General features: G+C 71.5%; 9 protein-coding genes. 5 read left to right on the plus strand and 4 right to left on the minus strand.

Annotation, left to right across the window (positions count from 1 at the left end; genetic code table 11):
* The first annotated feature begins 35 nt into the window (after nucleotides 1–35).
* Both ETD83_RS43095 and ETD83_RS35250 read left to right on the plus strand, forming a co-directional pair.
* Entirely contained in the window at nucleotides 36–1808 is a 1773-nt protein-coding gene (locus tag ETD83_RS43095; protein ID WP_171064617.1) for an OmpA family protein, read from the plus strand.
* 90 nt (nucleotides 1809–1898) lie between these two features.
* Entirely contained in the window at nucleotides 1899–2165 is a 267-nt protein-coding gene (locus ETD83_RS35250; RefSeq protein ID WP_268920535.1) for a DUF6458 family protein, read from the plus strand.
* Between the two features lie 92 nt (nucleotides 2166–2257).
* Here the strand turns inward: ETD83_RS35250 and ETD83_RS35255 are convergent, their stop codons facing one another.
* From ETD83_RS35255 to ETD83_RS35270, 4 genes are all read right to left on the minus strand, one after another.
* Nucleotides 2258–3706 carry a dihydrolipoamide acetyltransferase family protein gene (locus ETD83_RS35255; RefSeq protein ID WP_138649542.1) on the minus strand — a complete coding sequence of 483 codons (1449 nt, stop codon included), beginning with the start codon at nucleotides 3704–3706 and terminating at the stop codon, nucleotides 2258–2260.
* Nucleotides 3707–3711: 5 nt separating this feature from the next.
* Complete coding sequence (locus ETD83_RS35260) at nucleotides 3712–4695, minus strand: alpha-ketoacid dehydrogenase subunit beta (protein WP_138649543.1); 984 nt, start codon at nucleotides 4693–4695, stop codon at nucleotides 3712–3714.
* Complete coding sequence (gene pdhA, locus ETD83_RS35265) at nucleotides 4692–5822, minus strand: pyruvate dehydrogenase (acetyl-transferring) E1 component subunit alpha (protein WP_138649544.1); 1131 nt, start codon at nucleotides 5820–5822, stop codon at nucleotides 4692–4694. The genes ETD83_RS35260 and pdhA overlap by 4 nt, the downstream gene beginning before the upstream one ends.
* A 270-nt stretch (nucleotides 5823–6092) precedes the next feature.
* Nucleotides 6093–7712: a hypothetical protein gene (locus ETD83_RS35270; protein WP_138649545.1), complete on the minus strand. Its 1620-nt coding sequence runs from the start codon at nucleotides 7710–7712 to the stop codon at nucleotides 6093–6095.
* Nucleotides 7713–7821: 109 nt separating this feature from the next.
* Between ETD83_RS35270 and purS the strand changes: the two genes are divergently transcribed.
* The 3 genes from purS (at nucleotide 7822) to purQ (ending at nucleotide 9563) form a co-directional block, all read left to right on the plus strand.
* Nucleotides 7822–8064: a phosphoribosylformylglycinamidine synthase subunit PurS gene (gene purS / locus ETD83_RS35275; RefSeq protein ID WP_171064619.1), complete on the plus strand. Its 243-nt coding sequence runs from the start codon at nucleotides 7822–7824 to the stop codon at nucleotides 8062–8064.
* Between the two features lie 280 nt (nucleotides 8065–8344).
* Complete coding sequence (locus tag ETD83_RS35280; protein WP_230421393.1) at nucleotides 8345–8785, plus strand: ATP-binding protein; 441 nt, start codon at nucleotides 8345–8347, stop codon at nucleotides 8783–8785.
* 97 nt (nucleotides 8786–8882) lie between these two features.
* Entirely contained in the window at nucleotides 8883–9563 is a 681-nt protein-coding gene (gene purQ / locus ETD83_RS35285) for a phosphoribosylformylglycinamidine synthase subunit PurQ (RefSeq protein ID WP_138649547.1), read from the plus strand.
* The last annotated feature ends 166 nt before the right edge of the window (nucleotides 9564–9729 follow it).

Raw genomic sequence — 9729 nt, forward strand, 5'->3', positions numbered from 1 at the left:
GCTCCCCCTGGCCCCTCCCCCTGACCGGATGACCGATGCGTGCTCTGCCTCTCGCCGTCACCCTCCCCGGGCTCGTTCTGATCGCCGGCTGCGCCGACGCCGGCAAGGCGGAGATGAGCGACCCGCCGACGGTGGGTGTGGGCGGGTCCCCCGCCGTCACCGCGGGGTTCGCGAAGGAGGGCTGGTTCGGGAGCGCGGACGGGCTGCGCGCGCGCGTCGAGGTCAAGGGCGTCGAGCGGCAGCCGGCCAAGGCGGTGCTGCGCTACACCGTGACGTCGCTGGACACGGCCACGAAGTCCGTCCCGTTCGCCATCGAGCTGCTCGACCCGGTCGGGCGCAGGCTCTACAGGCCCACCGGCTCGACGAGCGGCGCCGCGTTCGCGCCGGGCGCCGCCCGCGAGATGGTGGCGGAGTATCCGGTGCTTCCGCGGGACGTCCAGAAGGTCACGGTGATCACGCCGGGCACGGCGGGCGAGTTCACGGGGATACCGGTGACGAGCGGTTCGTCCGCGTCGCCCGGCGGCTCCGTGCCGTCCAACGGCTTCTCGCCCCCACCCGGGTTCTCGCCCCCGCCAGGTTTCTCCCCGCCGCCTGGGTTCTCGCCACCGCCCGGGTTCTCCCCGCCCTCAGGGAGCGGCGTGCCGACCTGGGGATTCGGGCAGCCGGACGACCTGGCCGCGGGGCCGTCGTCAACGCCGTCCGGCGGGTTCGATCCGTATGCCGCCTTTGCGCCGTCGCCGTTGCCGACGACGTCGAGGCCGAATTCGACGTCTCCCGGGGCGACGCCGTCCACCGGAACCACGCCGCCTCCGGGGGCCACGCCTCCGGTGACCGGCGCGGGCAATCCCGCCGACCTGTACGAGCTCACGGAGAGCGAGATCAAGGACGTCGCGTCCAGCGGCTCGGCCGTGACGGTAGACCTGCGCGCCGACGTGCTGTTCGGCACCGGCTCGGCGAAGCTGTCGAGCCGCGCGAAGGCCGTCCTGGACGAGGCCGCGCAGCAGCTCAAGGCGAAGGCGGCGGGCCCGGTGACGCTCGCCGGGCACACCGACACCAAGGGCGACGCTTCGCAGAACCAGAAACTGTCGCAGCAGCGCGCCGACGCCGTGATGAAGGAGCTGAAGTCGCGGCTCGGGAGCGGCTTCACCTACACCGCGCGCGGCAAGGGAGCGGCCGAGCCGGTCGCCAGGGAAGGCGGCGCCGGCGACGCCAGGGCCCGCGCCCGCAACCGCCGCGTCGAGATCTCCTACCAGCTCAAACAGACGACGCCGAGCGGGCCGATCTTGCCGGACGCGCCGAGCGGGTCGAGCGGGTCGAGCGCGCCGGGCAGCACGGGCGGATCAGGTGCCACGGGTGCGCCGGGCGCGCCGAGCGTCTTCCGGGCGCAGGACGGGAAGATCGTCGCCAGCCGCTCCGGCCGCTTCGGCACGGCGAAACGCCGCCTGGACGTCAAGCCGTTCTACCGGGACGGCGCCTACATCGTCGCCGTGTTCGAGATCGTGAACGAAGGCCCCGGAGCCACCCCGCAGGACGCCTCCTACGCGCACGCGGACTACCCGGGCGGCGTGTTCACGTCCTTCTCCATCCAGGTCCCGGGCGGGAAGGACGTGTACCGCGCCGTCCGCATCGGCCCCCGGACGCCGAGCGGCCCCAGCGCCTACGTCGACCCCGGACGCGCCGTGTTCCGCACCGCCGTGAACCAGCCCGTCCGCGGCTTCGTCTACCTGCCGGCGCCGCCGGGGCACGTCACGTCGGTCGCCCTCGACGCGGGGCCCTTCGGGAAGTTCAACCAGATCCCCGTCTCGTAGGCCCGCGGTGGACGGACACCGGGCGGCGATTGCCGATCTCGTGACGTGTGACGGACGATCTGAACGGATAGTTAAAGAGCACGGACACGGATCGTCTGGCGGAGGTCATCGATGGGTCTCGGTGTCAGTGTTTTCACGATCACGCTCGGGCTGATCCTGAAGTTCGCGATCAAGCCGGATGCGATGACCGACCCGGTGGACATCCACATCATCGGCGTCATCCTGATCATCGTCGGCGGGGCGACGTTCCTGCTCCAGCTGCTGATGATGTCCCGCATGCAGCAGCGCGGCCCGCGGTTCCCCTCGAAACAGCGCGACGAGCGCATGTACGACGGGGACAACCCGCCCCGCCCCTGAACCCCCTGGGCCGACCGTGAACCGCTAGCCCGACGAGCCCGAAGGGCCGGTGCCGCGCGCGGCACCGGCCCCTCCGACAGTCCGTTGCCCGTTCAGCCCCAGGCCAGCATGCGGACCGGGTCCTCCAGCATGGCGCCGACGTCGCGGAGGACCCGCGACCCCAGCTCGCCGTCCACGATCCGGTGGTCGAACGACAGCGAGAGCGTGGTGACCTTCCGGATCGCCAGCTCGCCCTCGTGCACCCACGGCAGGTCGCGGATCTGGCCGAACGCCAGGATCGCGGCCTCGCCGGGGGTGAGGATCGGCGTCCCGGCGTCCACGCCGAACACGCCGACGTTCGTGATCGTGATCGTCCCGTCGGACAGGTCGGCCGGGGACGCCTTGCCCGCCCGCGCCTTGTCCGTCAGCTCCTGCAGCGCGCGGGCCAGCCCTGGCAGGTCGAGGTCCTGCGCCTCCTTGACCTTCGGGACGATCAGGCCCCGGTCGGTGGCCGCCGCGATCCCCAGGTTCACGTACCGCTTGACGACGATCTCCGCGCCGGACGGGCCGTCCACCCACGTGGAGTTCACCTGCGGGTTCCGCGCCACGGCCGTGAGCAGCGCCCGCGCGACCAGCAGCAGCGGGGAGACCTTCACGTCCGCGAACTCGGGCAGCTCGCGGAGGCGTTTCACGGTCTCCATCGTCCGGGTCACGTCCACCTGGAGGAACTCGGTGACGTGCGGCGCGGTGAACGCCGAGCCGGACATCGCCGCCGCGGTCGCCTTCCGGACGCCCTTGACCGGCATCCGCTCCTCGCGCGCCCCCGCCTGGGCGGGCACGGCCGGCGCCGCCTCGGGCCGCGCGGCTCCGGACTGCGCGGCGAGGACGTCGTCGCGGGTGATCGAGCCCTGCGGGCCCGACCCCGTGATCGTCGCGAGGTCGATCCCGAGGTCCTTCGCCATCTTCCGGACCGGCGGTTTCGCCAGCGGCAACCCGTTGTCCACAGCCTGTGGACGAGCCGTCGGCGGCGGCGGTGCCTGCGGCGCGGGCGCCGGAGCCGGCGGAGCGGGAGCCGGAGGAGCGGCCCGCTGGACGGGGGCGTCGGCGGGCGGCGGCGGTGCGCCGTTCGCCTGCCTGCGCGGGCGCCGCTTCGTCGCCCCTTCCTTCACGCCGTACCCGACGAGCACGGGCGTGCGCTTCGGCGGCGACTCCGGCGACACGATCCCCGGCTCGTTCGCGGTCGGCACGCCCTCCGTCTCCTGCATCGCCGCGGCCTGCGCCGGAGGCTCCGACACCGGCGTCGCCACACCGCCCTCGGCCTCGGCGTCCACGGAGATGATCGGGGAGCCGACGTCCACGGTCGCGCCCTCGGTGACCATCAGCTCCGTCACCACGCCCTCGAACGGGCAGGGCAGCTCCACGATCGCCTTGGCGGTCTCGATCTCGACGATGGTCTGGTTGATCTCGACCGTGTCGCCGGGCTGGACGTGCCACCTGACGATCTCGGCCTCGGTCAGGCCCTCGCCCACGTCCGGCAGGTTGAAGATCTTCGGCTGGCTCACCGGCGTCACCACGCGAAGGTCCGGTCGACCGCGTCCAGGATGCGGTCGAGGTCGGGCAGGTAATGGTCCTCGTTACGGGACGGCGGGTACGGCGCGGAGAACCCGCCGACCCGCAGCACCGGCGACTCCAGCCGGTAGAAGCACCGCTCGGTGATCCGCGCGGCCAGCTCGGCGCCGAACCCGCTGAACACGGGCGCCTCGTGGACGACGACGCAGCGTCCCGTCCGGTTCACCGAGTCGACGACGGTGCCGATGTCGAGCGGGTTGAGCGAGCGCAGGTCGATGACCTCCAGCGACCGCCCCTCCTCGGCGGCCGCGGCGGCGGCCTCCAGGCACGTCTTCACCGACGGCCCGTACGCGAGGACGGTCGCGTGCTCGCCCGGCTGGACGACCCGCGCCTCGTGCAGCGGCGCCCAGTCCGCCGGCGCCGACTCGACGTCCACCTCGGCCTTGTCCCAGTACCGCCGCTTCGGCTCGAAGAAGATCACCGGGTCGGGCGAGGCGATCGCCTGCTGGATCATCGCGAACGCGTCCAGCGGGTTCGAGCACGCCACGACGCGCAGCCCGGCGGTGTGCGTGAAGTACGCCTCGGGCGACTCCGAGTGGTGCTCCACCGCGCCGATCCCGCCGCCCCACGGGATCCGGACGACGACGGGCAGCTCCAGCGACCCGAGCGACCGCATCCGCAGCTTCGCGAGCTGCGTGATGATCTGGTCGGCGGCCGGGAACACGAACCCGTCGAACTGGATCTCCACCACCGGCCGGTAGCCGCGCAGCGCGAGGCCGATCGCCGTCCCGACGATGCCGGACTCGGCCAGCGGCGTGTCGATGACGCGTTCCTCGCCGAAGTCCTTCTGCAGCCCGTCGGTGATGCGGAACACCCCGCCGAGCTTCCCGACGTCCTCGCCCATGACGAGGACTTTCGGGTCGTTCTCCATGGCTTTGCGAAGGCCCTCGTTCATGGCCTTTCCGAGGGTGAGCGTAGTCATCGGGACTCCTCCTCGAACGACGCCAGATAGGCGGCGAACTGCTCCTGCTCCTCGGTCATCAACGGATGCGGCTCCGCGTAAACGTTCTCGAACATCGCCAGGGGCCCGGGATCGGGCATCGACAGGCACCCGTCGCGCAGTTCCCTGCCCATCTGCTTGGCCTCGTCCTCGACCTTTTCGAAGAAACCCGTCTCCGCGAGGTCGTTGCGGACCAGATACGCCTTGACGCGTTCGATCGGGTCTTTCAGCTTCCACGCCTCTTCTTCGGCCTTCAGCCGGTAGCGCGTGGGGTCGTCCGTCGTGGTGTGGGCGCCCATCCGGTAGGTGAACGCCTCGATGAGCGTCGGGCCCTGGCCCGTCCGGGCGTTCTCCAGGGCCTTCCTGGTCACGGCGAGGCAGGCGAACACGTCGTTCCCGTCCACCCGCAGGCCGGGGAACCCGTAGCCCTGCGCCCTGCGGTAGAGCGGGATCCGCGACTGCTTCTCAAGCGGCTCGGAAATGGCCCACTGGTTGTTCTGGCAGAAGAACACGATCGGCGCGTTGAACACGGTCGCGAAGACGAACGACTCGTGCACGTCGCCCTGCGAGGTCGCCCCGTCGCCGAAGTACGCGATGGTCGCGGCCGCCGACGGCGTGCCGAGGACGCCGTCCCGCTGGACGCCCATCGCGTAGCCGGTCGCGTGCAGCGTCTGGCTGCCGATCACGACCGTGTACAGGTGGAAGTTGTGCTCGGTGGGGTCCCAGCCGCCGTGGCTGACGCCGCGGAACAGCCCGATCATGTTGAGATGGTCCACGCCCCGGCACCAGGCGACGCCGTGCTCCCGGTAGGTCGGGAAGACCATGTCGTTCTCGGACAGCGCGCGCCCGGAGCCGATCTGCGCGGCCTCCTGGCCCAGCAGCGAGGGCCAGAGGCCCACCTCGCCCTGCCGGGTCAGCGCCACGGACTCCAGGTCGAGCCGCCGGACGATCACCAGATCGCGATAGAGGTCGCGTACCTCCTCGGCGCTGAGGTCCAGGGGGTAGTCGGGATGCTCGACGCGCTCCCCCTCGGGGGTGAGCAGCTGGACGAGTTCGGGCTCGGCCGGCTCCGGGGTATCGGGCACGCCTCGCACGGAGTCGATCGTCATCGATGACACTCCTCGTTCGGGGCCGGCGCGCGGGATCGCCGCGCGAGCGGCCGATTTCCACGGCCCCGGCCCCCGGTAAGGGACGAAAGCCGCTTATGCCATCGTGGCAGACCTCACACCCCGCGATGCAAGTCCTACCGTCCTCCAGCCCCCGCCCACCACCATTCAATGGACGAGCTCCGCTCGGCTCATCACCGGGACACCTACCCCCACGCCGGACCCTTGACGCAAACGTGACGCACACCACCCGGCCGGGCGGCGATGCGCCGCCTACTCGCGGGAGAGTGCCCTGGTCACGCCCGCCGCGACGGTCAGCCCGAGGACGAGCCCGGCCGCGACGATGAAGTTGGCGATCCACTGGTAGACGCCCTCGGGCGCGAACGCCATCTCCTGCCCGAGCGTGCCGATCGGCAGGATGAGGTCCAGGGTGTAGAAGAACGCGTTGAAGTGCGGGCGCTGGCCGTCGTCCAGGACGGCCGGCTTGTGGAGCGAGAAGACGATCGTCCCGAACGCGAGCAGGCCGATCAGCCAGCTCGCCGCGCGGAACGGGCGGTAGCCGTAGCCGACCAGAGCGTCCTGCAACCAGCCGACGATCTTGCGGGAGGGGCCCTGCGTCCTGCGGCGGTCGCGGGCCTTGGCCAGCAGGACGTATCGGCCGTCGGCGTCCAGGCCGAGGGCCCGGTAGGTCTGGGCGAGGCGCTCGTAGGGCTGCGGGGCGTAGCCGTCGGTGTCGCGGCGCAGCCAGTCGAGGCGCTGGCGGGCGGTCAGCGGCGGTTCGAGCGTCTCGTACTGCAGGCCGTCGAGCTGGAGGCGCTCCGGCCAGGACGCGGCGTCGTCCCGCAGCAGGTTGATGCGGGCGTAGGACAGGTCGGCGGTGCCCTGGATCGGCTCGGCGGTGCGCAGCAGCAGCTCCTCCGCCTGGACGCGCTGCAGGCTGAGGGCCGTCCCCTGGTCGTGCCGCAGCCGGGCGTCGCGCAGGCTGAGCTGGCCGGTGACGCGGGCGCCGGAGAAGCTGACGGCGCCGATGGCGGTGAAGCCGTCCGAGCAGTAGATGTCGGTCTCGACGGTCAGGTCGTCGGCGTTCAGCGCGGTGCGCCCCGGCGCGGACAGCCGCGCGCCGACGAACGACAGGTACCCGCCGACGCTGGCGCCGCGCAGCCGGACCTCGCCCTCGGCGGTGAACCCGCCGTCGCAGAACACGTTGGCGGCGACGTCCAGGCGGCTCGCGTACAGGGCGGGCCCGGACGGGTTGCTCAGCCGCGCGCCCCGCAGGATGAGCTGGCCGCCGATCCGGGCACCGGGCAGCCGGACCTCCCCGTTCGAGGTGAACCCCTGGTCGCAGTAGACGTTCGCCTCGACCGTGAGACGGTCGGCGAGCAGCGCGTCCCCGCCCGGGTTGCTCAGCTGGACGCCCGACATGTTCAGGATGCCGGTGATGTTGGCCCCGTCCAGCCACAGCCCGCCGGAGATCCGGCTGCCCTCCAGCCACAGATGCCCGTCCACCCGCGTCCCGGACGCGATCAGCCCCGGCAGCCGGCAGCGCATCAGATGGACGCTGTTCATGCTCGCCCAGTACAGGTGCGGCGCCTCGTCGAACGAGCAGCCGGTGAGCGCCAGCGGGACGCTCACGTCCGCGTGGCCGAGGTTCAGTGAACCGGTGACGCGGGCCCCCGCCAGCCGGACGGCCGCGACCTGCCCCGGCTCCGGCTCCAGCGCCCCGACGAGCAGCGCCACGAGGACCTCGGCCCTGACCACCCGGTCATGCCCCCAGCGGTCGGCCTGCCCGGTGTCGTCGAACGAGGGGTCGCCGGACGACAGGTCGACGGATTCGCCCTTCGGGAACGCCTCCCACAGGCGCCGCTCCGGCGGGGTCAGGTCCTCGACGTTCATTGGGCGGCTCCGGGGGTGCGGGTGGACGGGGCGGGGTGGGCCGTGATGGGCCATGGTGCCGTACGCTTCAGGATCGTAAGGAAAACCGCTGATGAGTGAGGGGGCTGCCGTGGCGCGTGTCGTCGTCGACGTCATGCTCAAGCCGGAGATCCTCGACCCGCAAGGGCAGGCCATCGCCCGGAAGCTGCCGCAGCTCGGGTTCGACGGGATCGTCGCCGTCCGGCAGGGCAAGCGGTTCGAGGTGGAGCTGGAGGGCGAGGCCGACGAGGCGGCGCTGGAGCGGGTCGGCAAGATCGCCGAGACGCTGCTGGCGAACCCCGTCATCGAGAACTACGAGCTGCGCGTCCTCTAGCGTTCCAAAAGGCTCCGCACGTATCAGGCGTTCTCGCTGTTCCGGGCGCCCTGACGTGGAAATGGCGGAGAATGCCGTTCGATTCCGGATGGCATTGGTGCGTTCCAGACGGTGGTCCGGCTTAGAGCGTGCCAACGAGATGCCTGTGAAAGACCCGCGACTATAGCGATTACGGAAGATTCCGCCGGGGAACTGTTAGCTGCGTCGAGTCGTCGAGCACGCTCCGGGACCGGGGGAACGGTCGGCAAGCCTGGAGCGGACACGAGGTGTCCGGGTGGATATGAGGTTCTCGCTCTCGCTGCCCTGCGAGGCGCTGAGCATCCCGGTGGTCCGGCGGGTGGTGGGGGACGCGCTGCGCGGGCTGGGCGTCTCCGAAGACTGCGTTGACGACGTCCTGGTCGCCGCCTCCGAGGCGTGTACGAACGTCGTCCAGCACGCCCGCGCCACCGGCGACTACGAGGTCGCCGGGCGGGTGGACGAGGGCGTCTGCACCCTCGCGATCATGGACCGGGGCCGCGCGCCCAGGCCGGCCCCCGAGGAGCGGGGGATTTTGAGCGAATCCGGGCGCGGCATTAAGATCATGCGTGCGCTGGTGGACGATCTGGACATCGACTCCATGCCGGACAGGGGCACCGTCGTCCACCTGCGGAAGCGGCTGACCTGGCGTGACGGGGCCCTGGTACGGCGCCTCGACCGCAGCCTCATGCACAACGCCGGGTAGATTGGTACGCGCGCGGGGGAGAATCGACGCGCATCGGGGTGATCGGCGGTACGACCCGCCCGTCCCGGCCGCCCCTCATTTCGGAGGAACAGAAGAGATGGACGCTGCCCGGGTCGGGATCATCACCTTCCCTGGTTCGCTCGACGACAAGGACGCCGCACGCGCCGTGCGGCTGTCCGGCGCCGAGCCGGTCGCCCTGTGGCACGGCGACCACGACCTGCGGGGGGTCGACGCCGTCGTCCTGCCCGGCGGGTTCTCCTACGGGGACTACCTGCGCGCCGGGGCGATCGCCCGGTTCGCCCCGCTGATGACCGAGCTGGTCGCCGCCGCCGGCGCCGGCCTCCCGGTCCTCGGGATCTGCAACGGCTTCCAGGTACTGTGCGAGTCGCACCTGCTGCCCGGGGCGCTGCTGCCGAACGCGGGCCTGCACTTCGTATGCCGCGACCAGCGGCTCCGGGTCGAGAACGCCGCCACCGCATGGACCGCCGACTACCGGGAAGGCCAGGAGCTCGTGATCCCGGTCAAGAACCGCGACGGCCGCTACACCGCCGACCGCGAGACCCTGACCGAACTGGCCGACACCGGCCGGATCGTCGCCCGCTACGTCGACCTGAACCCCAACGGCTCCCTCGACGACATCGCCGGCATCTGCAACGAGGCCGGAAACGTCGTCGGTCTCATGCCCCACCCCGAGCACGCCGTGGAGTCTCTGACCGGCCCGTCCACCGACGGGCTCGGCTTCTTCACCTCGATCGTCAAGAGTTTGGTCACCGCATGAGCGAGCAACGGCCCCAGCCCCCCGCGCGAGCGACCGGGGAGTCCCCGGACGAGCCCTCGATGGAGTGGCTCGGCGAGCTCAAGTCCGACGCCGACGACCCCGAGCTCCAGCCGGTCGACCCCTCGGTGACCCAGGCGTTCGAGGCGATGCTCGAAGAGGCCAAGCC

Source organism: Actinomadura soli (assembly GCF_005889715.1).
GTDB classification, from domain to species: Bacteria; Actinomycetota; Actinomycetes; order Streptosporangiales; family Streptosporangiaceae; genus Spirillospora; species Spirillospora soli.

Excerpts from the sequence above, each read along its gene's own strand:
- ETD83_RS35260 (WP_138649543.1), bottom strand. The coding sequence starts at position 4,695 with ATGACTACGCTCACCCTCGGAAAGGCCATGAACGAGGGCCTTCGCAAA.
- ETD83_RS35270 (WP_138649545.1), bottom strand. The coding sequence starts at position 7,712 with ATGAACGTCGAGGACCTGACCCCGCCGGAGCGGCGCCTGTGGGAGGCG.
- ETD83_RS43095 (WP_171064617.1), top strand. The coding sequence starts at position 36 with ATGCGTGCTCTGCCTCTCGCCGTCACCCTCCCCGGGCTCGTTCTGATC.
- pdhA (WP_138649544.1), bottom strand. The coding sequence starts at position 5,822 with ATGACGATCGACTCCGTGCGAGGCGTGCCCGATACCCCGGAGCCGGCC.
- purQ (WP_138649547.1), top strand. The coding sequence starts at position 8,883 with ATGGACGCTGCCCGGGTCGGGATCATCACCTTCCCTGGTTCGCTCGAC.
- ETD83_RS35280 (WP_230421393.1), top strand. The coding sequence starts at position 8,345 with ATGAGGTTCTCGCTCTCGCTGCCCTGCGAGGCGCTGAGCATCCCGGTG.